The sequence below is a fragment of the Streptomyces sp. NPDC051136 genome (genome assembly GCF_044455745.1).
Lineage (GTDB): Bacteria > Actinomycetota > Actinomycetes > Streptomycetales > Streptomycetaceae > Streptomyces.
This window is the reverse complement of the sequence record NZ_JBITFE010000012.1, coordinates 105,855-129,384: the sequence shown is the minus strand read 5'-3', so window position 1 is coordinate 129,384 and position 23,530 is coordinate 105,855. Positions and strand designations below refer to the sequence as shown.

Sequence of the window (23,530 nt, the reverse complement as noted above, 5' to 3'; positions counted from 1 at the left end):
GGAGGCGCTGGGTGATCGAGCTCGAGGGGGTTCCCGAGCTGGTCGACCCGGTCATGGTGGCCGCGTTCGAGGGCTGGAACGATGCCGGTGACGCCGCCTCCACGGCGGTCGCGCATCTCGACAAGGAGTGGAAGGGCGAGGTGTTCGCGGCGCTGGACGCCGAGGACTACTACGACTTCCAGGTCAACCGTCCCACGGTGTTCATCGAGGACGGTGTCCGCAAGGTCACCTGGCCGACGACCAGGCTCTCGGTGGTCCGGGTCGGCGGCGACAAGCCGCGCGACCTGGTGCTCGTCCGGGGCATCGAACCGTCCATGCGCTGGCGCTCGTTCTGCAACGAGCTGCTCGGCTTCGCCCACGAGCTGGGCGTCGAGCTGGTGGTCGTCCTGGGCGCCCTGCTGGGCGACACGCCGCACACCCGGCCGGTCCCGATCAGCGGGACCACGTCGGACGCGGACCTGGCCCGGCGCATGGACCTGGAGGAGACCAAGTACGAGGGGCCGACGGGCATCGTCGGCATCCTCCAGGAGGCGTGCGCGCACGCGGGGGTGCCGGCCGTGTCGCTGTGGGCGGCCGTGCCGCACTACGTGTCGCAGCCGCCGAACCCGAAGGCCACGCTGGCACTGCTGAACCGGCTGGAGGACCTGATCGGCGTGCGGGTCCCGCTGGGCGAGCTGGCCGAGGACGCGCGTGCCTGGCAGGTGGGCGTGGACCAGCTGGCCGCGGAGGACACCGAGGTCGCCGAGTACGTGCAGTCGCTGGAGGAGGCCCGGGACACGGCGGAGCTGCCGGAGGCGTCGGGCGAGGCGATCGCGCGGGAGTTCGAGCGGTACCTGCGGCGGCGGGACGGGGCGGGGCCGGGAGGTCCCGGACCCGGGAGTCCGGGCGGGCATGCCACGGCGGACGGGGGCGACGGGCCGTCCGGGGCGCCGTTCCTGCGGGACAACCCGGGTGGGCGGACGCGGCCGCCGAAGCCGCCGAAGGCGGGCGGGGACGACGAGGAGTCGTCGGAGGACTGAGAGCCGCCGAACGTGATGAGGGGCGCTTCCCGGTGGGAGCGCCCCTCAGTGGTCGGTGGGGAGAGCCTTACAGCGCCACGCCCAGGAGGGCGTCCACCGCGCGGGAGACCACGCCCGGCGCGCCGGTGTCCGTGCCGCCGGTCTCCTGCTGGAGTGCGGCCCAGCGGTCGACCGCGTCCAGGGCGGCCGGGGAGTCCAGGTCGTTCGCGAGGGCCTCGCGGATCTGCTCGACGAGGGCCTCGGCGGGCGGGCCGTCGGGGCGGGAGACGGCGGCGCGCCAGCGGTCGAGGCGGGCGACGGCGTCCTCGAGGACCTGGTCGGTCCACTCCCAGTCGGAGCGGTAGTGGTGGGCGAGGAGCGTGAGCCGGATGGCGGCCGGGTCGACGCCCTCGCGGCGGAGCTGGGAGACGAAGACCAGGTTCCCCTTGGACTTGGACATCTTCTCGCCGCCGAGACCGACCATGCCGGCGTGCACGTACGCCTTGGCCATGGGGAACTCGCCGGTGAGGGCCTGGGCGTGCGAGGCGCCCATCTCGTGGTGCGGGAAGGCGAGGTCGGAGCCGCCGCCCTGGACGTCGAAGCCCATGCCGAGGTGGTCGAGGGCGATGGCCACGCACTCGATGTGCCAGCCGGGGCGCCCGCGGCCGAGCGTGCCGCCGTCCCAGCTGGGCTCGCCCTCGCGGGCGGCCATCCACAGCATCGGGTCGAGCGGGTTCTTCTTGCCGGGCCGGTCGGGGTCGCCGCCGCGCTCGGCGGAGAGCAGCCGCATCGCCGCTGCGTCGAGGTGGGAGACGCTGCCGAAGTGGGGGTCCGCCTCGACGGAGAAGTAGGTGTCGCCCTCCAGCTCGTAGGCCGCGCCGGCGTCGCGCAGCCGCTCGACGAGCGGGACGATGCCCGGTATGGCCTCGACGGCACCTATGTAGTGCTGCGGCGGCAGCATCCGCAGTGCCGTCATGTCCTCGCGGAACAGGGCGGTCTCCTGCTCGGCGAGGGCGGTCCAGTCGACCCCGTCGCGCACGGCCCGCTCCAGGAGCGGGTCGTCCACGTCGGTGACGTTCTGGACGTACTGGACCTGCCGCTTGGTGTCGAGCCACACGCGCTGCACGAGGTCGAACGCGTTGTAGGTCGCCGCGTGCCCCATGTGGGTGGCGTCGTACGGCGTGATGCCGCAGACGTAGATACGGGCGACGGGACCGGGGTCGAGGGTGACCGGGCCGCCGGTCGCGGTGTCGTGGATCCTCAGGTCGCGGCCCTGACCAGGCAGGGCGGGGACCTCGGAAGCGGGCCAGGCATGCATGTCATGAGCCTAACCGGACGGATGTTCCGTCCACGAACCGGACCGGGCCGGATGGCCGGTAAGGCGTTCTTGCGCGGGAGCGGCCGGTGTGCCTCCGGGCGGTTACACGGGCGGCCAGGGGATGGCCGGCCACTCGCCGCTCGGTTCGGGGTGCTTGCCGGAGACCAGCAGTGCCTCGACCCGCGCGCGGGTGGCGTCGAGCTCGGCGGCGGTGATGAGGGCGGTGAGCCGGGCGGCCAGGGCGCCGCCGTCCTTCAGTGCCTGACCCAGCGCGTCGAGCACCGCCAGCGCCTCCGCGGTGAGCGGCTCGCCCGCCCAGCCCCACAGCAGCGTGCGGAGCTTGTTCTCGGCGTTGAAGGTGACCCCGTGGTCGATGCCGTAGAGCCGCTCCCCCGCCGCGGGCAGCAGGTGGCCGCCCTTGCGGTCGGCGTTGTTGATGACGGCGTCCAGGACGGCGAGCCGGCGCAGCCGTTCGTCGTCGGCGTGCACGAGCAGGGCGGTGCGGCCCTCGCCGACCTCGGCGAGGGCGATCCCCTTCCAGCCGGGGCCGGCCTCTTCCTGGTCCACCAGGGCGAGCAGTTCCGTGTCCGGCACCGCCTCGATCCACAGCTGGACCATGCCCTCGCCGTACGGGCCGTCGCGCAGCACGGTGGGCGGGACGAGGCCCCAGCCGGTGGCCTCGGACACCGCGTACGCGGCGACCTCGCGCTGGGCGAGGGTGCCGTCGGGGAAGTCCCACAGCGGACGCTCGCCCGCGACGGGCTTGTAGACGCATGCCGCCTCGCGCCCCTGGTGGGTCACGGTGCAGTACAGCGCCGCGTTGGACGCGTCGGGGATGCGTCCGCGCACGGTCAGCTCGCCCCGGGCGAGCAGCTCGGCCGCCGCCGCGTCGGTGGTCACGCTCCGCGGCGGTATCCGTTCTGGCGCGGACATACGTGTCCTTCCGGGTCGAGCGGGAGGCTGCACAGCGGGCACGGCGGCCGCCCGGCGTTGACGACGTCGAGGGCGCGCTTGGCGAAGGCCCTGGCCTGCGCGCCGGTGAGGCGGACCCGGAGCATCGGCGGGCCGTTCTCCTCGTCCTGGAGGAGCCGCTCCTCGGCCTCGGCCAGGTCCTCCTCGGACTCGGCGTCCAGCTCCACCAGGGCCTGCGCCTCGACGATCATGCGCTGGTCCTCGCCGTCCCAGGCCAGCGCCATGGTGCCGACGCGGAACTCCTCCTCGACGGGGGTGTCCAGCGGCGCCGTGTCGGCGGGCCCGGTGGGTGCGGTGGCGGGGACGACGGTGCTGCCGCCGCTGCGCCGTACGACTTCGTCCAGGAGCTCGTCCATGCGCTCGGCGAGGGCAGCGACCTGGGTCTTCTCCAGGGCCACGCTGGTCACCCGGGAGCCCGCGGTGGCCTGGAGGAAGAACGTACGGCGCCCGGGCAGCCCGACCGTACCGGCCACGAAACGTTCCGGTTGGTCGTAGAGGAACACCTGACGGGACACGTCCTGTCTCCATGGGAGTCGGGGAAAGCGGAAGATCGGGATCGGGGACACTGCCGCGACCGGTTCACCCTACTGCGGCGGACGATCACGGTGCGCCCGCACCACCCCCGACCGGGGCTTCGTCACCGGACGGCTCCTCGCGCGGCGCCAGGGAGGCGAAGTCGCCGGTGTCGCCGAGGCGGACGAGGTACGGGCGCAGCCGGGTGTAGCGGATGACGGTGACGGAGCAGGGCTCGACGGAGATCCGCTGGAAGAGGTCGAGGTGGAGGCCGAGCGCCTCGGCGACGAGGGACTTGATGATGTCGCCGTGGGAGCACATGAGGTAGACGGCGTCGGGCCCGTGGTCGCGTTCCACGCGCGCGTTCCACTCGCGTACCGCCTCGGCGGCTCGGGTCTGCATGGCGCGCATCGACTCGCCGCCGGGGAAGGCGGCCGCGGAGGGGTGCGTCTGCACCACCTCCATCAGGGGCTCGTCCTTGAGTTCGGCGAGCTTGCGGCCGGACCAGTCGCCGTAGTGGCACTCCCCGATCCGTTCGTCGGTGTGTGCCCGCAGTCCGGGCCGGGCGTCGAGCAGCGGCCGGAGGGTCTCCTGGCAGCGCTGCAGCGGGCTGGTGACGATCTCGGAGAGCGGCAGGCCGGCGAGCCGTCCGGGCAGTGCGGCGGCCTGCCGGGCGCCGCGTTCGTCGAGGGCGACGCCGGGCGTCCAGCCGGCGAGGAGCCCCTCGGTGTTGGCGGTGGAACGTCCGTGCCTAACGAGGATCAGCGTGGGCATGCGGCCAGGGTAGGCGTACGGCGCGGCGCAGGGGCGCCGGGGCGAGGGGAGAATGGGTCCGGTGATCGTCGACTGTGCCATCTACCGGGACGGGCACCGCACGGACGGGCCCGAGGACCTCTCCGACGCGCTCGGTGAGGCGCGGGACGCCGGCGGCTTCGTGTGGATAGGGCTGCACGAGCCGACGGAGGAGGAGTTCGACCTGGTCAGCCAGGAGTTCGCGCTGCACCCGCTGGCCGTGGAGGACGCCCTCAAGGCGCACCAGCGGCCCAAGCTGGAGGTGTACGACGACTCGCTGTTCGCGGTCCTGAAGCCGGTGGTGTACGAGCCGGACAGCGACACCGTCTCCAGCGGTGAACTCATGATCTTCCTGGGGGACGGCTTCGCGGTCGTCGTCCGGCACGGCGAGGGTGCTCCGTTGAAGGCGGTGCGGCAGCGGCTGGAGCACGAGCCGGAACTCCTCGGCAAGGGCCCCACCGCGGTGCTCTACGCGATCGCGGACGCGACCGTCGACCACTACCTGGACGTGGCCGTGGAGCTCCAGACGGACCTGGAGGAGCTGGAGGCGGAGGTGTTCTCGCCGGACGGCGGCGGCTCCCGGCACACGGCGTCGCGGATCTACAACTTCAAGCGGCAGGTGCTGGAGTTCCGCCGGGCGACCGGCCCGCTCGCGCCGCCGCTGTCCCGGCTGGCCGGTACGGGGACGTACGGCGGCGGGGTGCCGTTCGTGAACGACAAGGCGCGGCCGTTCTTCCGGGACGTCAGCGACCACCTCACGCGCGTGAACGAGTCGGTGGAGAGCCTGGACCGGCTGGTCTCGGACATCCTGTCGGCGCATCTGGCGCAGACCGGCGTCCGGCAGAACGACGACATGCGGAAGATCTCGGCGTGGGCGGCCATGGCGGCGGTCCCCACGATGCTCGCGGGGATCTACGGCATGAACTTCGACCACATGCCGGAGCTGCACTGGGTGTGGGGCTACCCGGCGGTGATCGTGGTGATGGCCGTCCTGGAGGTACTGCTGTACCGGCAGTTCAAGCGCCGCGGCTGGCTGTAGGGCCCGGGACCCTCAGGCGATCTCGGGGGCCGCGGCGGCGGGTCCGCCGAGCGCGTCGCGCCGTTCGGGCGTCCGCAGGGTCACCATGCGCCGCCAGCCGGCCGCCCGCTCGGCCGCGTACACCGCGTGGATGCCAGCCGCGAGCAGCGCCGACCTGGCGCGCGACCAGCCCAGCAGCCGTCCCATGCGGGCCATGACGGCGAGGCTGACGTCGCGGTGGACGCGGATCTCGGCGTGCGCGCACTCGCGCAGCGTCCGCCGGATGTACGGGCCGTGCCCGGCGGCGGCGAAACGGAGCAGCTCCTCGTGGGAGTAGGCGAGGTGGTTGTCCTCGTCGGCGGAGATCATCCGGACCGCCCGGCCGAGGTCGGGGTGGTCGGCGAAGTACTTCACGAGCATCGCCATCTGCTCGGCGGCGCGCTGCTCGGTGACCCTGCTGTGGGCGAGGTAGGTGATGACGTCCCGCACGGTGAGGGGCCGGTCGGCCTTGAGCTTGTCGTGGGCGAGGCCGATGCCGTGGCGTTCCAGGAGCATCGTGTAGTCGGTGTCCGGCGGTACCTCGACGGGTTCGAGGCCGCGCTTCTTCAGCAGGGCGTTGAAGATCCGGCCGTGCTTGTCCTCGTCAGCCCCGTGCCGGGTGATCTTGGGGGCGAGGGCGCGTTCGCTCTCCGGCACCAGCGCCGCGATGCGCGCGTTCTCCCAGCCGCCCTGGGACTCGCCGCTGGCCGCGATGGAGCAGAAGAGACGGAACGACTCGTCGTTGTCGAGGATCTCCTGGAAAAGGCTCTTCGCCGAAAGCATCGGGGGCACCTCTCTGCCGCTGCGTGGTCCGCGGGTTCCGCACACTCCGCGAGGCCGAGTCAAATGCGGGAGAGGGTGCCCGGCAACAGGTGCGGCGGCGGACTCCGCCGAACGAAGGACGCCGGGCACACGAGGGGGCGTAACCCCGCGCGCCCGGGCGCGTTGTTCCTCGTGACGGCCGTGGCGGGGAAGACCCCCGAGCCCCCACCACGGCCGCAGAACCTTCCCGCGGCGCTACGCCAGTCCGGCGCGCTCCAAGGCGTCGGTGCCGGCGCGCAGCGCGGCGAGCCGCTCGTCCAGGGTGAAGCCGGCGGGGGCGAGGGTCAGGGTGGTGACGCCGGCCGCGGCGTAGGCCTTCATCCGGTCGGCGATGCGGTCGACGGAGCCGAGCAGCGTCGTCTGGTCGATCAGGTCGTGCGGCACGGCCGCGGCGGCGCCCGCCTTGTCGCCGGACAGGTACTTGTCCTGAATGTCGGCGGCCTCCCGCTCGTAGCCCATCCGCCCCGCGAGCTGGTTGTAGAAGTTCTGCTTGCGGCTGCCCATGCCGCCGACGTAGAGCGCGGTGTACGGGCGGAAGGTGTCGGCGAGGGCGGTGACGTCCTTGTCGTCGCCGAGGGCGAGCGGCACCGTCGGACAGACGTCGAAACCGTCGAGGGTCTTGCCGGCCTTCTCGCGCCCGGCGCGCAGGTGCTTGACGGCGGTCTCCTCCAGGTGCTCGGCGGAGGGGAAGATGAGGAGGGCGCCGTCGGCGATCTCGCCGGTCTGCTCCAGGTTCTTCGGGCCGATCGCGGCGATGTACAGCGGGATGTGCTCGCGCTGCGGGTGCACGGTCAGCTTGATCGGCTTGCCGGGGCCGCCGGGCAGCGGCAGCGTCCAGTGCTGTCCCTCGTAGGAGAGCCGCTCCCTGGTCATCGCCTTGCGCACGATGTCGACGTACTCGCGGGTGCGGGCGAGGGGCTTGTCGAACTTGACGCCGTACCAGCCCTCGGAGACCTGCGGGCCCGACACGCCGAGTCCGAGGCGGAAGCGGCCCTTGGAGAGGGAGTCCAGGGTGGCGGCCGTCATGGCGGTCATGGCGGGCTGGCGGGCGGGGATCTGGAAGATGGCCGAGCCCACGTCGATGCGCTCGGTCTGGGCGGCGACCCAGGTCAGTACGGTGGCCGCGTCGGAGCCGTAGGCCTCGGCGGCCCAGCACACGGCGTATCCGAGCCGGTCGGCCTCCTGGGCGACGGCCAGGTTGTCCGCGTCCATTCCGGCACCCCAGTAGCCGAGGTTGATCCCGAGCTGCATGGCCGATTCCCCTTACCGATCAGTAACGTGGCTGGTGCCCCGACCTTAGCGCGCGGAATTCGGTTGTCCACAGGCCCCCACAGGGCAAGCCGTGGCCAGTAATGTCGGCGTTCATGGAGCAGAGGCATCTCGGCCGCACCGGCCTGCGCGTGTCCCGCATCGGTCTCGGCACCCTGACCTGGGGCCGGGACACGGACGAGCACGACGCCGCGGACCTCTTGAAGACGTTCTGGGAAGCGGGCGGGACCCTCGTCGACACGGCGGACGTGTACGGCGACGGCGAGTCGGAGTACCTGCTCGGACGGCTGATGGAGGGCCTGGTGCCGCGCCGGGACCTGGTGATCTCGACGAAGGCCGGCAGCGTTCCGGATCCCGACCGCCGGTTCGACGGTTCACGCGCCCATCTGCTCTCCGCGCTGGACGCCTCCCTGGCCCGCCTGGGCACGGACCACGTCGACGTGTGGCACCTGCACGCCTACGACCCGGACACCCCGCTGGAGGAGACGCTGCACGCCCTCGACGTGGCGGTCAGCAGCGGCCGGGCGCGCTACGCGGGGGTCTCCAACTTCTGCGGCTGGCAGCTGGCCAAGGCGGCCACCTGGCAGCTGGCGGCGCCGGGCGTGCGCAACCGGGTGGCGAGCACCCAGATGGAGTACTCGCTGCTCCAGCGGGGCGTGGAGCGGGAGGTGCTGCCGGCCGCCCTGGACCTGGGCATCGGCCTGCTGCCGTCGTCCCCGCTGGGCCGCGGGGTGCTCACGGGCAAGTACCGCAAGGACGCCACGCCGCAGGGCTCACGGGGCGCCTCGGACCATCTGGCCCGGTTCGTCGAGCCCTACCTCGACGACACGGCCGGGCACATCGTCGACGCGGTGGCGACGGCGGCGGACGGACTCGCGGTGACCCCGCTCCAGGTGGCACTGGCCTGGGTCCGCGACCGGCCCGGGGTGGTCGCCCCGATCATCGGCCCGCGCAACGCGCAGCAGCTCACGGCGGCGTTGTCAGTGGAGACCCTTAGTCTTCCTGACGAGATCTGCCGGGCGCTCGACGACGTGTCGGCGCCCGTGCACCGCTATCCCGATCACGACTGGAGCACGCTGTGAGCACGGAGCCCGAGCCCGCCTCGAAGGACACCGCGGACGCCGTGGGGACCGGGCCGGAGACCCCGGGCACGGTGGAGGCCTCCGCGCCGGACGCGTCCGAGCCGGGCGGCCCGGCGGAGGCCGGGGCCGCCTCCGGCGGGCAGCCGGAGGAATCCGCGGGCCCCGGGGCGGACGTCGGGGAGGGCAGCGAGGCGGCCGCCGGGGACGGCGACGAGGGTTCCGGGCAGGTGTCCGAGGTCGAGGCCGAGCTGGCCGCGCAGCGCGTCGAGCGGGAGCGGATCGAGCGGCGGAAGGCCGAGAAGCAGGGACCGATCGAGGCCGGGGGGAAGCTGAGCGGGACGGCGGCCGACCTGCTCGCCGCCGTACGCGCCGTGGAGAGCGGTGAGAAGCCGGCGGCCGCGGTCTTCGGTGCCCCGGAGCCCGCGCGCCGCCCCGCGCCCGAGCCGGTACGACGGCCCCGGCTGGAGCCCGCCGAGCCGGCCGTCGCGTCCGCCGGGCCCGTGGGGCCCGCGCCGGAGACGGTGCAGTCGGTGCGGCGTGTGCTCGCCGAGGGCGGCGCCCCCGAAGCGCTCGCCCCGCAGACCGCCGCGCTCCTCGGTGAGGGCGCCGAGGAGACGCTGCGCGCCGACCCCTGGCAGCTGCTCCGGGTCGGCGGAGTGCGGCCCGAGCAGGCCGACGGGTTCGCCCGCGCGCTGCTGGGCGCGGAGTGCGGCCCGGACGACGAGCGGCGCGGCCGTGCCGTCACCGTCTGGCTCCTGGACCAGGCGGCCCTGGCCGGGCACACGGCGCTGGAGCTGCCGCGGCTCACCGCCACGCTCGCCCAGCGGGGCGTTCCCGACCCCGACGCGGCGGTGCAGAGCACGCTCGCCGAGGGCGAGGCGCTCGCCTTCCAGGACGCCCTAGACGAGCCCGGCGCCCGCCCGGAGCGCGCGGCGGGCGGGGCGGAGGGCACGGACGGAGAAGACGGGGCGGGCGGTGCGGACGAGGAGCGGCCCGTCCGGGTGCTGATCGGTCTCGAGCGGTACACGCTGGCCGAGGAGAGTCTCGCGGACGGACTGGCCCGCCTGGTCAGTTCGACGCCCAAGCAGGACGGTTCCGCCGCGGACTGGGAGCAGGCCGCCGCGTCCGCGCAGGGTTCCGCCGCCGAGCTGATCCGCGCCGTCGCGGGTCACGGGCTGGTCCTGCACACCGGTGGCGAGGCGTCCCTGGCCGAGCCCGCCGCCCTGCTGCACGCGGCACACTCCCTGGGGCTGCGCGCCTGGGCCGCCGCGCCGGGTCCGCTGGGCCGCGACCGCTTCGCCGCCCTGCTCGGCGACCCGTCGTCCGTGCCGGCCTCCGCGACACCGTCCGCGCCCTTCCCCGGCGCCGTCACCCTGACCGGGCTGCTGACCGGCGCCGAGGGACCGGGGCGGGACACCGACGGGGCCCTGGACCTCGACCTGCTCGTCGTGCTCGACGCACCGCAGCTCGACGTCGAGGCGGGTGCCCTGCTCGCGGAGTCGCTGCCGGACGGGGCCCGGCTGGTGCTGGCCGGTGACCCGGCGGTGCTCTGGTCCGTGGGCCCCGGGCGGGTCTTCGCGGACCTGCTGGCGGCACGGGTGTGCCCCCAGGTCGCCTCGCGGCGCCCGGACCCGGGTCCGCTCGGCGAGCTGGTCTCCGGCGTCGGCATCGGTGAGCTGGGCCAGGTGGAGGCGCCCGGCAAGGAGATCGTCATCGTTCCGGTGCGTGACCCGGGCGAGGCCGTGCACCGCACCGTCCAGCTCGTGGTGGACTCGGTGCCGCGCGCGATCGGCGTCCCGGCCGAGGACACCCAGGTGATCACGCCGGGCCACGGCGGTGCGGCGGGCACCCGGGTGCTCAACGCGGCGCTGAAGGAGCGGCTGCACCCGGGCCCGGGTCGCTTCGGCGGCTTCGATCCCGGCGACCGTGTCGTCCACACCCCCGCCCCGGGCCGGGTGCTGCCGGGCCGGGTGGTGCAGGCCGACGCCGACGGACTGCACCTGTCGTGCGCGGGGACCACCGTGGTCGTCCCCCGGGACCGGGTGGAGGGGACCGTGCGGCACGGCTGGGCGCTGACCGCGCACCAGGCGCTCGGCGGACGCTGGCCCGCGGTGGTCGTGGTGCTGCCCGGCGACGCTGTGCCGGCCCTCAGCCGTCCCTGGATCTACACCGCCTTCGGCCGCGCCGCCCGGCACCTGTCCGTGGTGCAGGGCGTGGAGCAGGCGCTTCCCCGGGCCGTGGCGGAGGTCCCGGCCAAGCCACGCACGACCCGCCTGCCGGTGCTGCTCAGGCCCCAGGTCCCCTCCACCGACTGACCCGGCCCTCCGGCCCCGGGGCACCGCCCCGCCGCCGGGCCCACCGCCTCGGGCCGCGGGGGGGGCCGGGGTCGGCTTGGAGACGCCGTCCGGTCTGCTCACGCGGCGGGCGTCAGCAGACCGGACGGCCGGGACAGTCCGTCCCGCTCACCCGATCGACCGCTGCGGCGGCTGCGTCCGCTGGGCTCTGCCCGGAGCGTGATGGTTGGTCCCGGCACGCGGCCGACGGCCGGCGGTGTCGCGCGCGGCTGGGCGGCCGGCGCGGGTGCCTCCGACGCAGACGACGGCGGCGGTCGCCGGGTGTCCCGTGACCGCCGCCGTGAACGCCTCCGCGGCCGTCAGGCCGGCCGGTGCGGCGCGCTCGCACCGCTCAGCGGTCCGCCTCCAGCCGCACCGGTTCGCCCTCGTCGTCCGGGTCCGTGTCGAGGTCCTCGTCCGGGTCCGTGTCGAGGTCCTCGTCCAGTTCGGCCAGGGCGTCCCCGTCCTCGTCCTCGTCGTCGAGGTCGTCGTCGAACTCCTCGTCGAACACCGCGCTGACGTCGAAGCGGCAGACCACCCGCTGCGGGTCGACCTGCTCGAAGGGTGCCTCCAGCCACTCTCCGGGCTCGGCGCTCTCGTCGGCGGCCGTCACCCAGAGCGTGGAGTCGCCCTCCTCCAGCCCGAACTCCTTGTGCCGGGAGGCGATCTCGTCCGGCTCGAACTCACCGAAGAGGAGCCCCAGGGCTCCGTGCACCGTGCCCGACGTCTCCACGTCCGGCGCTTCGTCGTCCGCCGCCTCCACCCTTCTGGCCTGGGCCATCAGCCGCTGCGGCTCCGCCACGGCGTAGTCGCGGCGGATCAGGACGCTCAGGGCGCTCGGTTCCTCGGGGCCCGTGTACGGCGGCAGCGTGTCCTCGCCGGGGATCTCGAAGGGGGTGACCTCGTCGTACCGGTCGTAGAGCAGTTCGTCGTACGCCTCCGCGGCCGCGGCCAGCTCGTTGAACGCGTCGTAGACGGCCGGGTCTTCCTCTCCCGACCGGCGTTCGACCGCGGCAAGGTGGCGGTCGAGCGCGGTCTTGACCGCCTCGGCGGCGGCGCGTACCTCGGCAGCGGTGGGCTGCGCAGCATCAGACATAGTGCAGACGCTATCCGTACCGGGCCCCAGCCCGCACAATAGATTCGATGCCGGAATACGAATTTGTCGATGTGTACCTACCGCGCGGGGTCACCCGCAAGGAGGCGACACGCCAGCTGACGGACCATGCCGAGTACGGACACTGGGAGCTGTACCGCCTGACCCTGCTGCGTGACGGCAGCCGCAAGGTGCGGTTGCGGCGCCGGATCATCCGCCAGGTGCGCGCCACCTGGTGAGGTGGCCGGGCCCGGCCGGGCGCGAGTGACGGAGGCGGACACGCAGCGGGCCCCGCCGGTGTGCGGAGCCCGCTGCGTGTACCGGTGCGCCCGTCTCAGGCCGCGGCACGCGCCTTGCGGTAGAGCACCGTGCCCGCGAGCAGCGCGCCGGCACCCACCGGCAGGGCGAGGCCCAGCGGCAGATCGCTGCCGGTCTCGGCGAGCGCCGCGTCGTCGCGGGGGTGGGTGACGGTCCGGCCGCCCGGCTGGTCGCCGTCCGTGGGGCCGCCCGGCGTCCCACCGTCCGGACCGGACGGGTTGCCCGGGGTGCCGGGGTGGTCCGGCGTACCGGGGTTGCCGGGGTTGTCCGGCTCACCGGGAGGCGTCTCGTTGTCTCCGGGAGGCGTCTCGTGGTCGCCCGGAGGCGTCTCATGGTCTCCCGGGGGCGTCTCGTGGTCGCCGGGAGGAGTCTCGTGGCCACCGGGCGGCGTCGAGTGGCCGCCGCGTCCGCCCTTGTTGTCGCAGTCGTTGCCCAGGGCCGGGCTGAGGGCGCCCACGACGTTCACGCTGTTGCCGCACACGTTCACCGGCACGTCGACCGGCACCTGGACGTGGTTGCCGGAGCCGACACCCGGCGAGTCCGTCGCGTGACCGCCGGCGTGGGCGCCTCCGTGCGAGCCGCCGTGCGACCCCCCGTAGCTCCCGGAGTCGCCGTAACCGCCGGAGCCGCCGTGCCCGCCGTGGGCACCGCCGCCCTTGTTGGCGCACTTGTTGCCCATCGCCGGGTTGAGGACGCCGACCACGTCCACCGTGTTGCCGCAGACGTTCACCGGCACGTGCACCGGGGCCTGCACCGTGTTGCCGGACAGTACGCCGGGCGAACCCGAACTACCGCCGTACGCGCCGGAGTCCGCGTGGGCGGCGCCGCCGGCGGCGGCGATCACGCCGGTGGCCGCCGCCATCGTCATCAGGCCCTTGCGGGTGACCTGTCGCATTTCCTGAATACCTGCCTTGTCCTGGTCCCGTGGTACCGCGCATGCCGAGCGTGCCGGAATACCGGCGCTGCCGTCGTCCTTTCGCCTCGCATGTCCCCCGAAAGGCCGTCGGCCCCGGAGCGCATGGCGTGCACTCCGGGGCCGACGGAATCAGATCCTCACGGGGCGAGGCACAACGTCACTTGTTGATGCAGACGTTGCCGAAGGCGGGGTTCAGCAGACCGATCACGGAGATCGTGTTGCCGCAGACGTTCACCGGCACGTGCACGGGAACCTGAACGACGTTGCCGGAAAGGACGCCGGGCGAGTGCACGGCGGCACCCTGCGCACCGGAGTCGGCGACGGCCATGCCCGCGCCCGCGAGAACCAGACCACCGGTGGCTGCCGCAGCGGCGACGACCTTCTTGAGCATTGTTCCTCCTAGTTGGCAAACGCGATCCCGTATTGCCGATCGCATTAGCTGTAACGAGGAGGGAGTAATGAGGCTACGAGCTTATGAGCGCATTCACTCGTCCCGGTCACCCGCCGTACACGCGGGCGATTCAGGACGCGTCGATGAAGCGGTCGAGCACCCGCACGCCGAACTGGAGTCCGTCGACCGGCACCCGCTCGTCGACCCCGTGGAACATGCCCGCGAAGTCCAGCTCCGGCGGCAGCTTGAGCGGTGCGAAGCCGAAGCCCCGGATGCCCAGGTCGTCGAAGGACTTGGCGTCGGTGCCGCCGGAGAGCATGTAGGGGATCGCCTTCGCGGCCGGGTCCTCCGCCACCAGCGCGGACTGCATCGCATCGACCAGCGCTCCGTCGAAGGTGGTCTCGACGGCCTTGTTGGCGTGCACGTCCTCGCGCCGCACGTGCGGTCCGAGGATGCGGTCGAGGTCGGCGAGGAACTCCTCCTCGTACCCGGGCAGATAGCGCCCGTCGATGTGCGCGGTGGCCTCACCGGGGATCACGTTGACCTTGTACCCCGCGCCGAGCTGGGTCGGGTTGGCGGTGTTGCTCAGGGTCGCGCCGATGAGCTTGGCGATGCCGCCGAGCCTGGCGATCGTCCCCTCCATGTCCTCCGGGTCCAGCTCGGTGCCGAGCGCGTCGCCCAGTTCGTCGAGGAAGGCCCGGGTCGTCTTGGTGACGCGGACGGGGAACTTGTGCCGGCCGAGGCGTGCGACGGCCTCCGACAGCTCGGTGATGGCGTTGTCGCGGTGGATCATCGACCCGTGTCCCGCGGTGCCGGCCACGGTCAGCTTCATCCAGTGGATGCCCTTTTCGGCGGTCTGGATGAGGTACAGGCGGCGCTGCTCGTTCACGGTGAACGAGAAGCCGCCCACCTCGCTGATCGCCTCGGTGACGCCCTCGAAGAGGTCGGGGTGGTTGTCGACGAGGTGACGGGCGCCGTACGTGCCGCCGGCCTCCTCGTCGGCGAGGAAGGCCAGCACGATGTCCCGCGGGGGCTTGCGCCCGCTGCGCAGCCGGTCGCGGACGACCGCGAGGGTCATGGCGTCCATGTCCTTCATGTCGACGGCGCCGCGCCCCCACACGCACCCGTCGGCGACCTCCCCGGAGAAGGGGTGGTGGGTCCAGTCGTCCGCGTTGGCCGGGACGACGTCGGTGTGGCCGTGGATGAGCAGCGCGGGCCTGGACGGGTCCTCGCCCTCGATCCGGGCCACCGTGGAGGCGCGTCCGGGGCGGGACTCGAAGATCTTCGGTTCGAGTCCCACCTCGGCGAGCTTCTCGGCGACGTACTCGGCGGCCTTGCGCTCGCCCGGCCCCGAGTGGTCGCCGTAGTTGCTGGTGTCGATCCGGATCAGCTCGCGGCAGAGGTCGACGACCTCGTCCTCGCCGGTGACGCTCCTGGCCGTGCCCGAGTCGCTCACGTGGTTCCTCCCGCTGTCACTGCCGATGTCAGTGCCGATGTCACTGCTGGTGGGTCCCCCTCATCCTCCTCCCTGGACCGCCCGGGCCCAAGGAGGGGGTGATCGGCCACCCCGGAAAGCCTGGTAATGTTTATGTCGTCGCCGCGGGGAAACACCCGCACGACAGACACCTTGTCCGGGTGGCGGAATGGCAGACGCGCTAGCTTGAGGTGCTAGTGCCCTTTATCGGGCGTGGGGGTTCAAGTCCCCCCTCGGACACCAGCTGAGACCCCTGCCGAGCAGGGGTCTTCTGCTTTTCCGGTGCGGGTTTCCCGGTGCCGGGGCCGCTCCGGCGGACGGGCACAATGGCCGTCATGACCACGCCTTCCTGCCCCTGCGGGCGGCCCGAGCCGTACGCGAAGTGCTGCGGCCGTTTCCACGCCGGAGCAGCCGCCCCGACGGCCGAGGCCCTGATGCGCTCGCGCTACAGCGCCTTCGTGAAGGGCGATGCCGAGTACCTGCTGCGGACCTGGCACCCGCGGACGCGGCCGGCGCGGCTCGACCTGGATCCGGGCATGCGGTGGACCGGTCTGGAGATCCTGGGCACGGCCGACGGCTCCGCCTTCCACGCCACCGGGACGGTGACGTTCCGGGCGTCCTACCGGGGTGGCTCGCTGCACGAGCGGAGCCGCTTCGAGCGCGTGGACGGGGCGTGGGTGTACGTGGACGGGGAGTTCCTCGACTGACACCTCCGCGTCCCGGCGCCCTACGGCGCCAGGATGTCCAGCTCCTGCAGCGCGCCCTCGGTGATCTCCCGGGTCAGCAGCTCCGCCCGCTCCGCGTCACGGGCGCGGACCGCCTCGGCGACCCGGACGTGCAGGGTGACGGCGGCCGGGTCGGGGTCCTCGAACATCACGTCGTGGTGGGTGCGGCCGGCCAGCACCTCGGCGACGACGCCGCCGAGGCGGGCGAACATCTCGTTGCCGGAGGCGGTGAGGATGACGCGGTGGAAGGCCACGTCGTGGAAGAGGTACTCCTCCAGCCGGTGACCGCGCGAGTTGGCGACCATGCCGAGCGCGCACTCGGTCAGCTCGGCGCACTGCTCCGGCGTGGCGAGGCGGGCCGCCAGGCCCGCTGCCACCGGTTCCACGGCCGACCTCAGCACGGTCAGCGAGCGCAGCTGCCGGGGGCGCTCGGACCCGGCCAGCCGCCAGCGGATGACCTGCGGGTCGTAGACGTTCCACTCGCACTCGGGCAGGACGGTGACGCCCACCCGGCGGCGTGACTCGACGAGGTGCATGGATTCCAGCACCCGGACCGCCTCCCGCATCACGGAACGCGACACCTCGAAGCGCTGCGCCAGCTCGTCGGTGCGCAGAACGCTCCCGGCGGGGTATGCGCCCGCTGTGATCGCGGGGCCGAGGGTGTCCAGTACGCGGCCGTGCAGCCCCCGGCCCGGTGTGCTCATGCACTCAGCGTACGGGGCGCGTCACGGGATCAAAAAGTCAGACTTATATGTCACAGACTCTTGAATTCGTCGTACCTAATGGGTTTCAGTTGCGTCGACATCACGTGTCGACGAAGACAGCAGACAGCGAGAGTGCGATGCAGCAACTGCACACCCCCCATGTCGTCGTGGTCATGGGCGTAGCGGGCACCGGGAAGACCACCATCGGTCCCCTGCTCGCGGCCCGGCTCGGCGTTCCCTATGCCGAGGGCGACGACTTCCACCCGCCGGCCAACATCACCAAGATGACGGCCGGTACCCCCCTCACCGACGAGGACCGGTGGCCCTGGCTCGACGCCATCGGCGGCTGGGCGCACGGGCGGGCCGGGCTCGGTGGGGTGGTGAGCAGTTCGGCGCTGAAGCGGTCGTACCGCGACCGGCTGCGGGCCGCGGCTCCCGGTGTCGTCTTCGTGCACCTCACGGGCAGCCGCGAGCTGATCGAGGACCGGATGTCGCACCGGCAGGGGCACTTCATGCCGACGGCCCTGCTCGACTCCCAGTTCGCCACGCTCCAGCCGCTGGAGGCGGACGAGGCGGGAGTCGCGGTGGACGTCACCGGCACCCCCGAGGAGATCACCGAGCGGGCGGTCGACGCCCTGAAGGGTCTCCCCGAGCCGGGGCGGTAGCACCCGCACCCCCTCCCCCGGGCCGTGCCGCCGCCCCGCGTGCGCGCGGTCCCGAGCTCCCCCGAATCCCCATCACCGCAAGGGAACCACCGTGACCAGACTCAGCGTCGAGATGCTGGCAGCGGACCCCGTCGAGCCGATCACCTCGGCGGGCCACGCCCAGCTGGGCATCGCCGTGCTCCTCGGCATCGCCGTCATCGTCCTGCTCATCACCAAGTTCAAGCTGCACGCCTTCCTGTCGCTGACCATCGGGTCGCTGGCGCTCGGCGCGTTCGCCGGTGCGCCGCTGGACAAGGTGATCACCAGCTTCACCGCCGGGCTCGGCTCCACCGTCGCCGGTGTCGGCGTCCTGATCGCCCTCGGCGCGATCCTCGGCAAGATGCTCGCCGACTCGGGCGGCGCCGACCAGATCGTGGACACCATCCTCGCGAAGGCCACGCCCCGTTCGATGCCGTGGACGATGGTGCTGATCGCTTCGGTCATCGGACTGCCGCTGTTCTTCGAGGTCGGCATCGTCCTGCTGATCCCGGTCGTCCTGATGGTCGCAAAGCGCGGCAACTACTCGCTGATGCGGATCGGCATCCCGGCGCTGGCCGGTCTGTCCGTGATGCACGGCCTGGTCCCGCCGCACCCCGGCCCGCTGGTCGCCATCGACGCGGTGCACGCCAACCTCGGGGTGACGCTGGCGCTGGGCGTGCTGATCGCGATCCCGACCGTCATCCTCGCCGGTCCGGTGTTCTCGAAGTACGCGGCCCGCTGGGTGGACGTCCCGGCCCCCGACCGCATGACCCCGCAGCGCGCCTCCGAGCAGCTGGAGAAGCGCCCCGGCTTCGGTGCCACCCTGGCGACCATCCTGCTGCCGGTCGTGCTGATGCTGCTCAAGGCGCTCGTCGACATCATCGTGGACGACCCCGAGAACACGGTGCAGCGCACCTTCGACGTCGTCGGCAACCCGCTGATCGCGCTGCTGGTCGCCGTGCTCGTCGGCATCTTCACGCTGCTGCGGCCCGCCGGGTTCGGCAAGGACCGCCTGTCGAACCTGGTCGAGAAGGGGCTGGCGCCCATCGCCGGCATCCTCCTGATCGTCGGCGCGGGCGGCGGTTTCAAGCAGACGCTGATCGACTCCGGTGTGGGTCAGATGATCCTGGAGATCTCCAAGGACTGGTCGATCCCGGCGCTGCTGCTGGCCTGGCTGATCGCGGTGGTGATCCGGCTGGCGACCGGTTCGGCGACGGTGGCGACCGTCTCGGCGGCCGGTCTGGTCGCGCCGCTCGCGGCCGACATGTCGACCACGCACACCGCCCTGCTGGTCCTGGCCATCGGCGCCGGCTCGCTCTTCTTCAGCCATGTCAACGACGCCGGATTCTGGCTGGTGAAGGAGTACTTCGGGCTGAACGTCGGCCAGACCGTCAAGACCTGGTCCGTGATGGAGACGATCATCTCGGTGGTCGCCGGTGCCCTCGTCCTGCTGTTGTCCCTGCTCATATAGCCGCGTCCCGCACGAGCCGGGCCCCTGCCGCTCCGCCGGCCGGGGCCCGTCCGTATGCGGTGGCCCCGGCGCGCACCGGACCCGGCCCCGCGTCAGGAGGACGCGGCCTTGTCCAGCTGGAACGCCTCGTTGCCCTGCCCGATGCGGGCGTGCCGCTCGGGGGCGCGGGAGCGCAGGACCAGGCCCTGGACGACGCCGGCGACGGCGGCGAGGCCGATGATGCCGGGCAGGACCCAGCTCAGGGCGGAGTCGGGGCCCGCGCCGACCAGGACGTCGAAGTCCTTGACCGTGTAGCCGGCGATCACCAGCAGGGCGAGGCCCGCCACCGTGGAGGTGACCAGGCGCACGCCCTGGGCCCCGGCGGCCCCGCGCCGGACGAAGAAGGCGACGACGGAGAACGAGGCGGCGGCCATCAGCAGGATCACGCCGAGGGCCCCGATGTTGCCGCCCCAGGTGAACAGGTGCAGTACGGGCTCGGTCGGGTCGCCGTTCGGCTTGTCGTCGGCGAGGGCGAAGCCGGTGACGACGACCGCGGAGACGGCGGTCTGGAGCAGCGAGCCGGTGCCGGGCGCGCCGCTGGTGCCGCTGGTGCGTCCGAAGGCGGCGGGCAGCAGCCCTTCGCGGCCCATGGCGAAGGCGTACCGGGCGACGACGTTGTGGAAGCTGAGCAGGGCGGCGAACATGCCGGTGACGAACAGGACGTGCAGCACGTCGGTGAAGGTGTCGCCGAGCCGTGACTCGGTGAGGAAGAAGAGCAGTCCGGCACTCTGTTCCTGCGCCGTGCCGACGATCCGGTCGGGGCCGGTGGCCACGGTGAGGGCCCAGCTGCTGAGCGCGAAGAAGACCGCGACCCCGGCGACCGCCAGGAACATGACACGCGGGACCAGTACGTGCGGCCGGCTGGTCTCCTCGGCGTAGACCGGCGCCTGCTCGAAGCCGAGGAAGGCGGCGATGCAGAAGCAGAGCGCGGTGCCGACCCCGGCGCCGGTGAGGGTGTCGGGGTTGAAGGCGTGCAGCGACAGGCCCTGGGCCCCCGGGTCGGCGACGGCGGCGATGTCGAAGACCACCACGAGGGCGACCTCGACGAGCAGCAGGACGCCGAGCACGCGCGCGTTGACGTCGATCTTCAGCCAGCCCAGCGCGCCGACCGCGAGCACCGCGAGCAGGGCCGGGATCCACCAGGCCACGTCGAGGTCGGCGTAGGTGGACAGCAGACCGGAGACCTCGAAGCCGAAGATGCCGTAGATGCCGACCTGGAGGGCGTTGTACGCGACCAGCGCGACCAGGGCGGCGCCCGCGCCGGCGGTGCCGCCGAGGCCGCGGGAGATGTAGGCGTAGAAGGCGCCCGCGTTGTGGACGTGCCGGCTCATCTCGGCGTAGCCGACGCTGAACAGGATCAGCACCACTCCGAGCACCACGAAGAGCAGCGGCTGTCCGACGATGCCCATCACCGCGTAGGTGGTGGGCATGACGCCCGCGACCACCATCAGCGGGGCGGTGGCGGCGAGCACGGACAGGAGCAGTCCTCCCGTGCCCAGCCGGTCGGCGCGCAGGGCGCGCTCCTCGCCCTTGAAAGTGCTGATGGCGCCACCGCTCGCGGATCTGCTCGTGCTCGAACTGCCCGTGGTCATCGCAGGACGTCCTTCTCTCGTGTGGGTGGGCTGCGCCGGGTCGTCGGTTCGGTCAGGCCGTGCCGAGCGCGCCGGCCCGGGCGGCGCGGAAGGCGGAGGACGGATCGCGGTCCGGGTACGACCACGGGGCGGGCGTGACGTGCTCGCCGATGCGGTGGAACAGCGCCGCGGCCTCGGCGCCGCGGCCCTCGCAGGACTTGGCGTGGGCGAGGAAGTTGAGGTCGACCAGCCGGCGCGGGTGACCGTCCTGCTCCCACTCCAGCCACCAGTCGAAGGCGGCCTTCATCACCAGCCGGGCGCGGCGTCCGGCCCAGTGGCCCGAGGCGGCCGGATCAATGGATTCGTGTCCGGCGGCGGCCAGCACGCGGTAGCGCTCGGCGTGCGCGACGACCGGGAGGACGGCGAGCGGGGAGTCGGCGGGGGCCTGCTCGGCCGCCCAGCCGGCGAAGTCGTACACCTCGTGCAGGGGGTCGGGACCGTCGCCGCCGCGCTCGGCGAGCCGGGCCACCATCAGGTGGTGGGCGTGATGGTGGTCGGCGTACCGTCCGCGGACCTCGTCGAAGACGCGGACGACCTCCTCGTCGGCGCCCAGGGAGCGCTCCAGCATGAGGAGCCCGAGCCAGGGCGTGGGGTCGTCCGGCACGAGGGCGGCGGCGGAACGGCACACCTCGCGGACGCGCGCGGGCTCCTCCTTGCCCCGCAGGGCGCGGTGGACCAGGGCGAGGGCGAGCAGCACCGACGCGTCGGCGGAGTCGGGCTCGGCGAGCAGCCATTCGCGGGCCCAGGGAGCGCAGTGGGGCTCCTTGGAGAGTACGGCCACCCGGTGCCCCCGGTGGTCCCAGTCGTCACCCGTGTGGACCAGCAGGGAGCGGACCGACTGCCACCGCCCCTGGGCCAACGCGGCGCGCGCGGTGACGAGTTCGGCGTCGTCGAGGGCCTCGTCGAAGACCTGGGCCGCACGCTTGCGGCCTCGGCCGCGGCCGAGGGGAGGCGGGGGTGGGGACACCGCGGGAAACTTCCTCACGCGACGCGGTAGGCCGTCGCAGCCGGAGCGCCATGATCGGATTGCCATGGACTGATCACGCACAGCAAACCGGCAGCCAAGGCTTGACGTCAAGAGGAATCAGTGCGTTACACGCGTCAACGGCCGTGACTCCAGGGGCACTTGTCGATGATCACCCCTTGACCCCCCTCCCCGAATGCGCCGCTCGCCCGGCGCCCGCAGCGCGCCCGCACTAGGGTCGTCCCCGACGCCCCCGTGACCCGACTGAGATCGAGGTGCACAGCGTGTCGGTTCTGGTCCTGGTCCTCGCCGTGTGCGCCGCGTGCTGCCTGGGGTTCGGTTTCGTCCTCCAGCAGAGCGCGGCCGAGCGCGCTCCGCTGGGCGACTTCCTCTCGCCCCGCCTCCTGCTCGACCTGGTGCGGGTGCCGCGCTGGCTGGCCGGCATGGGCCTGATGGTGGCCGGCATGGCACTCGGCGCGCTCGCGCTGGGCGGCGGCGAACTGACCCTCGTCGAGCCGATCCTGGCGACGAACCTCCTGTTCGCCCTCGCCCTCTCCCGGGTCCGCACTCGGCAGCCGCTGGGCCGTCAGGGCTGGGCCGGCCTCGCGCTGCTCGCGGGCGGGGTGAGCGCGTTCATCCTGGCGGGCGAGCCGCGCGGTGGCAGCGCCGTGACCGATCCGCTGCGGCACTGGCTGATCGTCGGCGTGATGCTGGGACTGGCCCTCCTGCTCACGCTGTGCGCCGGCCGTCTCCGGCTGACCTGGGGTCCGGCCCTGCTGGCCCTGGCCGCCGGGCTGGTGTACGGGGTGCAGGACGCGCTGACCCGGATCAGCGGGCGGCGCTTCTCGGCGGGCGGTCTCGCGGAACTGCTGACGGGCTGGCAGCCGTACGCCGTGGTAGTCCTCGGCATCACCGGCCTGGTCCTGGTCCAGAGCGCGTTCGAGACGGCACCCCTGCGCCGGTCGCTGCCCGCGCTGACGGCGGCCCAGCCGCTCGCGGGCATCGCCTGCGGGGTCGGCTTCCTCGGCGACCGGCTGCACACGGGCCCCGCGGCTCTCGCTTGGGAGGCGGGCGGGCTCGCGGCGGTCGTGGCGGGCATCGTACTGCTGGGCATGCACCCGGCGATGCCGCAGGGGACGGGCGAGAGCGGGCGCGAGCGGGAGCTGGAGCGGAGCTGAGGCCTTCGGTGGCGGCTGCTTGGATGGGCGCATGAGTTCTGCTGACGAGATCCTCGACGTCGTCGACGAGAACGACCGCGTCGTGGGGCAGGCCCGGCGGGGCGACGCGTACGCGGAGGGGCTGCGGCACCGCTGCGTCTTCGTGTGGGCCCGGGACCCCGGCGGCCGGGTCTTCGTCCACCGCCGCACGGCGACGAAGCTGGTGTTTCCCGCCCTGTACGACATGTTCGTCGGCGGGGTGGTGGGCGCGGGCGAGTCGTACGACGACGCGGCGCTGCGGGAGGCGGAGGAGGAACTGGGGGTGAGCGGGCTGCCTCGGCCGTCGTTCCTGTTCAAGTTCCTGTACGACGACGGGGCCGGGCGGACGTGGTGGTCGGCGGTGTACGAGGTGCGGGTGGCGGGGGCGGTGTCTCCTCAGGCGGAGGAGGTGGCCTGGTACGGGTTCCTGCCGGAGGCGGAGCTGGAGGGACGGCTCGGGGAGTGGGAGTTCGTGCCGGACGGCTTGTCGGCGTACGCGCGGCTGCGGGCCTGGCGGGGGCTGAGTGGACCGGCGTCGACCGGTGCCCCGGCGTGAGTGTGACCGCGGGGAGGGGTGCGCAGCCCAGCGGAACGGGGTGCCGCTGCGCCCACCCGTGCCGCCCCAGCGGCACGACTGCCCGCAGCTAGGGGGTGCGTTGGCGGCGCGGCGGGAGAGCCGCGTACGGCGGGAAGGGGACGTGTCGGGGGGTGTTCGCCCGCAGCGGTTGGCGCGTCAACGCCGCGAGCCATTTCAAGCGACCGATTCCGC

General features: G+C 73.0%; 23 protein-coding genes and 1 tRNA gene. 11 read left to right on the top strand and 13 right to left on the bottom strand.

The window, feature by feature from the left end; translation table 11 throughout:
* The first annotated feature begins 11 nt into the window (after positions 1 to 11).
* Positions 12 to 1,019, top strand: coding sequence for a filament polymerization regulator ParJ (parJ, locus tag ACIBCJ_RS30760; RefSeq protein ID WP_133887987.1), 1,008 nt, complete (start codon positions 12 to 14; stop codon positions 1,017 to 1,019).
* Between the two features lie 67 nt (positions 1,020 to 1,086).
* Here the strand turns inward: parJ and mshC are convergent, their stop codons facing one another.
* The 4 genes from mshC to ACIBCJ_RS30740 form a co-directional block, all read right to left on the bottom strand.
* On the bottom strand, positions 1,087 to 2,316 hold the full coding sequence (gene mshC / locus ACIBCJ_RS30755; protein ID WP_362507232.1) for a cysteine--1-D-myo-inosityl 2-amino-2-deoxy-alpha-D-glucopyranoside ligase: 1,230 nt from the start codon (positions 2,314 to 2,316) through the stop codon (positions 1,087 to 1,089).
* A 102-nt stretch (positions 2,317 to 2,418) separates the two neighbouring features.
* On the bottom strand, positions 2,419 to 3,249 hold the full coding sequence (locus ACIBCJ_RS30750; RefSeq protein ID WP_365980620.1) for an SCO1664 family protein: 831 nt from the start codon (positions 3,247 to 3,249) through the stop codon (positions 2,419 to 2,421).
* A complete protein-coding gene (locus ACIBCJ_RS30745) occupies positions 3,213 to 3,803 on the bottom strand; it encodes a DUF3090 domain-containing protein (protein WP_007447870.1) in 591 nt (196 codons plus the stop codon). The genes ACIBCJ_RS30750 and ACIBCJ_RS30745 overlap by 37 nt, the downstream gene beginning before the upstream one ends.
* A gap of 85 nt (positions 3,804 to 3,888) precedes the next feature.
* Entirely contained in the window at positions 3,889 to 4,575 is a 687-nt protein-coding gene (locus tag ACIBCJ_RS30740; protein ID WP_362507226.1) for a histidine phosphatase family protein, read from the bottom strand.
* Between the two features lie 61 nt (positions 4,576 to 4,636).
* Between ACIBCJ_RS30740 and corA the strand changes: the two genes are divergently transcribed.
* Entirely contained in the window at positions 4,637 to 5,632 is a 996-nt protein-coding gene (gene corA, locus ACIBCJ_RS30735) for a magnesium/cobalt transporter CorA (protein WP_362104388.1), read from the top strand.
* 12 nt (positions 5,633 to 5,644) lie between these two features.
* Here the strand turns inward: corA and ACIBCJ_RS30730 are convergent, their stop codons facing one another.
* Together ACIBCJ_RS30730 and ACIBCJ_RS30725 are read right to left on the bottom strand one after the other, a co-directional pair.
* A complete protein-coding gene (locus tag ACIBCJ_RS30730) occupies positions 5,645 to 6,433 on the bottom strand; it encodes a ferritin-like domain-containing protein (protein WP_362104386.1) in 789 nt (262 codons plus the stop codon).
* 234 nt (positions 6,434 to 6,667) lie between these two features.
* Positions 6,668 to 7,723: an LLM class F420-dependent oxidoreductase gene (locus ACIBCJ_RS30725; RefSeq protein ID WP_365980621.1), complete on the bottom strand. Its 1,056-nt coding sequence runs from the start codon at positions 7,721 to 7,723 to the stop codon at positions 6,668 to 6,670.
* 113 nt (positions 7,724 to 7,836) lie between these two features.
* Here ACIBCJ_RS30725 and ACIBCJ_RS30720 point away from each other — a divergent pair, with 113 nt between their 5' ends.
* Together ACIBCJ_RS30720 and ACIBCJ_RS30715 are read left to right on the top strand one after the other, a co-directional pair.
* The gene (locus tag ACIBCJ_RS30720; protein ID WP_362104381.1) at positions 7,837 to 8,823 is read left to right on the top strand and encodes an aldo/keto reductase; all 987 of its coding nucleotides are present in this window, start codon (positions 7,837 to 7,839) and stop codon (positions 8,821 to 8,823) included.
* Positions 8,820 to 11,138, top strand: a complete 2,319-nt coding sequence (locus ACIBCJ_RS30715) for a helix-hairpin-helix domain-containing protein (RefSeq protein ID WP_365980622.1) — start codon at positions 8,820 to 8,822, stop codon at positions 11,136 to 11,138. Before ACIBCJ_RS30720 ends, ACIBCJ_RS30715 begins: the two co-directional genes overlap by 4 nt.
* 370 nt (positions 11,139 to 11,508) lie before the next feature.
* On the opposite strand, the gene ACIBCJ_RS30710 is transcribed toward ACIBCJ_RS30715, so the two are convergent.
* Positions 11,509 to 12,252 carry a hypothetical protein gene (locus ACIBCJ_RS30710; protein ID WP_365980623.1) on the bottom strand — a complete coding sequence of 248 codons (744 nt, stop codon included), beginning with the start codon at positions 12,250 to 12,252 and terminating at the stop codon, positions 11,509 to 11,511.
* A 47-nt stretch (positions 12,253 to 12,299) separates the two neighbouring features.
* Here ACIBCJ_RS30710 and ACIBCJ_RS30705 point away from each other — a divergent pair, with 47 nt between their 5' ends.
* The gene (locus ACIBCJ_RS30705) at positions 12,300 to 12,488 is read left to right on the top strand and encodes a DUF5703 family protein (protein ID WP_007388288.1); all 189 of its coding nucleotides are present in this window, start codon (positions 12,300 to 12,302) and stop codon (positions 12,486 to 12,488) included.
* 95 nt (positions 12,489 to 12,583) lie between these two features.
* Here the strand turns inward: ACIBCJ_RS30705 and ACIBCJ_RS30700 are convergent, their stop codons facing one another.
* From ACIBCJ_RS30700 to ACIBCJ_RS30690, 3 genes are all read right to left on the bottom strand, one after another.
* Positions 12,584 to 13,462, bottom strand: coding sequence for a chaplin family protein (locus tag ACIBCJ_RS30700; RefSeq protein ID WP_365980624.1), 879 nt, complete (start codon positions 13,460 to 13,462; stop codon positions 12,584 to 12,586).
* A gap of 178 nt (positions 13,463 to 13,640) precedes the next feature.
* Positions 13,641 to 13,874 carry a chaplin ChpH gene (gene chpH, locus ACIBCJ_RS30695; protein WP_003977150.1) on the bottom strand — a complete coding sequence of 78 codons (234 nt, stop codon included), beginning with the start codon at positions 13,872 to 13,874 and terminating at the stop codon, positions 13,641 to 13,643.
* Positions 13,875 to 14,004: 130 nt separating this feature from the next.
* A complete protein-coding gene (locus tag ACIBCJ_RS30690; RefSeq protein ID WP_365980625.1) occupies positions 14,005 to 15,330 on the bottom strand; it encodes a M20/M25/M40 family metallo-hydrolase in 1,326 nt (441 codons plus the stop codon).
* 173 nt (positions 15,331 to 15,503) lie between these two features.
* On the opposite strand from ACIBCJ_RS30690, the gene ACIBCJ_RS30685 reads away from it, so the two are divergent.
* Positions 15,504 to 15,591 (top strand) — tRNA-Leu (locus tag ACIBCJ_RS30685).
* 92 nt (positions 15,592 to 15,683) lie between these two features.
* Positions 15,684 to 16,055: a YchJ family metal-binding protein gene (locus ACIBCJ_RS30680; protein ID WP_365980626.1), complete on the top strand. Its 372-nt coding sequence runs from the start codon at positions 15,684 to 15,686 to the stop codon at positions 16,053 to 16,055.
* A 20-nt stretch (positions 16,056 to 16,075) separates the two neighbouring features.
* Here ACIBCJ_RS30680 and ACIBCJ_RS30675 read toward each other — a convergent pair whose 3' ends face one another.
* Positions 16,076 to 16,777 (bottom strand): FadR/GntR family transcriptional regulator, encoded by a 702-nt coding sequence (locus ACIBCJ_RS30675; protein WP_362104368.1) that lies wholly within the window; start codon positions 16,775 to 16,777, stop codon positions 16,076 to 16,078.
* A gap of 137 nt (positions 16,778 to 16,914) precedes the next feature.
* Between ACIBCJ_RS30675 and ACIBCJ_RS30670 the strand changes: the two genes are divergently transcribed.
* Together ACIBCJ_RS30670 and ACIBCJ_RS30665 are read left to right on the top strand one after the other, a co-directional pair.
* A complete protein-coding gene (locus ACIBCJ_RS30670) occupies positions 16,915 to 17,442 on the top strand; it encodes a gluconokinase (RefSeq protein ID WP_362104366.1) in 528 nt (175 codons plus the stop codon).
* 91 nt (positions 17,443 to 17,533) lie between these two features.
* Positions 17,534 to 18,931, top strand: coding sequence for a gluconate:H+ symporter (locus ACIBCJ_RS30665; RefSeq protein ID WP_362104364.1), 1,398 nt, complete (start codon positions 17,534 to 17,536; stop codon positions 18,929 to 18,931).
* A gap of 92 nt (positions 18,932 to 19,023) precedes the next feature.
* On the opposite strand, the gene ACIBCJ_RS30660 is transcribed toward ACIBCJ_RS30665, so the two are convergent.
* Complete coding sequence (locus ACIBCJ_RS30660) at positions 19,024 to 20,562, bottom strand: APC family permease (protein ID WP_362507207.1); 1,539 nt, start codon at positions 20,560 to 20,562, stop codon at positions 19,024 to 19,026.
* 52 nt (positions 20,563 to 20,614) lie between these two features.
* A complete protein-coding gene (locus ACIBCJ_RS30655; RefSeq protein ID WP_365980627.1) occupies positions 20,615 to 21,568 on the bottom strand; it encodes a hypothetical protein in 954 nt (317 codons plus the stop codon).
* 281 nt (positions 21,569 to 21,849) lie between these two features.
* On the opposite strand from ACIBCJ_RS30655, the gene ACIBCJ_RS30650 reads away from it, so the two are divergent.
* Positions 21,850 to 22,743, top strand: coding sequence for a DMT family transporter (locus ACIBCJ_RS30650; protein ID WP_362507201.1), 894 nt, complete (start codon positions 21,850 to 21,852; stop codon positions 22,741 to 22,743).
* Between the two features lie 31 nt (positions 22,744 to 22,774).
* Positions 22,775 to 23,317: an NUDIX domain-containing protein gene (locus ACIBCJ_RS30645; RefSeq protein WP_365980629.1), complete on the top strand. Its 543-nt coding sequence runs from the start codon at positions 22,775 to 22,777 to the stop codon at positions 23,315 to 23,317.
* The last annotated feature ends 213 nt before the right edge of the window (positions 23,318 to 23,530 follow it).

What these genes read in the sequence shown, in the direction of transcription:
- ACIBCJ_RS30750 (WP_365980620.1), bottom strand. Translation starts at nt 3,249, where the DNA reads ATGTCCGCGCCAGAACGGATACCGCCGCGGAGCGTGACCACCGACGCG.
- ACIBCJ_RS30725 (WP_365980621.1), bottom strand. Translation starts at nt 7,723, where the DNA reads ATGCAGCTCGGGATCAACCTCGGCTACTGGGGTGCCGGAATGGACGCG.
- ACIBCJ_RS30675 (WP_362104368.1), bottom strand. Translation starts at nt 16,777, where the DNA reads ATGAGCACACCGGGCCGGGGGCTGCACGGCCGCGTACTGGACACCCTC.
- ACIBCJ_RS30680 (WP_365980626.1), top strand. Translation starts at nt 15,684, where the DNA reads ATGACCACGCCTTCCTGCCCCTGCGGGCGGCCCGAGCCGTACGCGAAG.
- ACIBCJ_RS30720 (WP_362104381.1), top strand. Translation starts at nt 7,837, where the DNA reads ATGGAGCAGAGGCATCTCGGCCGCACCGGCCTGCGCGTGTCCCGCATC.
- mshC (WP_362507232.1), bottom strand. Translation starts at nt 2,316, where the DNA reads ATGCATGCCTGGCCCGCTTCCGAGGTCCCCGCCCTGCCTGGTCAGGGC.
- chpH (WP_003977150.1), bottom strand. Translation starts at nt 13,874, where the DNA reads ATGCTCAAGAAGGTCGTCGCCGCTGCGGCAGCCACCGGTGGTCTGGTT.
- ACIBCJ_RS30730 (WP_362104386.1), bottom strand. Translation starts at nt 6,433, where the DNA reads ATGCTTTCGGCGAAGAGCCTTTTCCAGGAGATCCTCGACAACGACGAG.
- ACIBCJ_RS30670 (WP_362104366.1), top strand. Translation starts at nt 16,915, where the DNA reads ATGCAGCAACTGCACACCCCCCATGTCGTCGTGGTCATGGGCGTAGCG.
- ACIBCJ_RS30660 (WP_362507207.1), bottom strand. Translation starts at nt 20,562, where the DNA reads ATGACCACGGGCAGTTCGAGCACGAGCAGATCCGCGAGCGGTGGCGCC.
- ACIBCJ_RS30740 (WP_362507226.1), bottom strand. Translation starts at nt 4,575, where the DNA reads ATGCCCACGCTGATCCTCGTTAGGCACGGACGTTCCACCGCCAACACC.
- ACIBCJ_RS30700 (WP_365980624.1), bottom strand. Translation starts at nt 13,462, where the DNA reads ATGCGACAGGTCACCCGCAAGGGCCTGATGACGATGGCGGCGGCCACC.
- ACIBCJ_RS30645 (WP_365980629.1), top strand. Translation starts at nt 22,775, where the DNA reads ATGAGTTCTGCTGACGAGATCCTCGACGTCGTCGACGAGAACGACCGC.
- ACIBCJ_RS30705 (WP_007388288.1), top strand. Translation starts at nt 12,300, where the DNA reads ATGCCGGAATACGAATTTGTCGATGTGTACCTACCGCGCGGGGTCACC.
- ACIBCJ_RS30710 (WP_365980623.1), bottom strand. Translation starts at nt 12,252, where the DNA reads ATGTCTGATGCTGCGCAGCCCACCGCTGCCGAGGTACGCGCCGCCGCC.